General features: G+C 44.5%; 1 pseudogene. It reads right to left on the bottom strand.

What is annotated here, in order from left to right:
• Positions 1–436, bottom strand: a pseudogene (locus HC175_RS18920) (outer membrane protein assembly factor BamA); the annotation flags it as partial.

Genomic DNA, 436 nt, shown 5'->3' with positions numbered 1-436 from the left:
AAGGAACCCGTATTCTGCGTGAGTCCTTAGCACTATGCTGTTGCTGCCTCCAAAATTGTAAAGCGTGTTATACCATGTTCCGTTGAACTTGATCTTGTAGAATTCAAGCCACTTGTACTTTTCCTGGTCGATCTTTGCAGGATCTCCAATGGGAGTTTCTCCCGGTCTAAGAGGCCTGGTAGGTACTAAACGCCCCTGGCTGTTATATCCTCCCTGGCTTAGCACTCCAAATTCATTCTCCAACTGGAATTCTCTCTGGTCTGCAAGATTGGCGTAGTCAACGTCATTGAACAGGGAATAAGGAGGGGTAACCTTTGCAACTACCTCAAATTTTGAACCTCCCATAGGGAAGATGGGATTGCTAAAAGTGTTATCCCTGGTTAAACCTAAGGTTATGGCGAAATTGTTGGAATATCCATCTCCAAACGTAAATAAC

The organism is Salinimicrobium oceani (assembly GCF_012037645.1).
The sequence above is the reverse complement of the archived record's forward strand: the minus strand, read 5'-3'. Positions and strand labels throughout refer to the sequence as shown.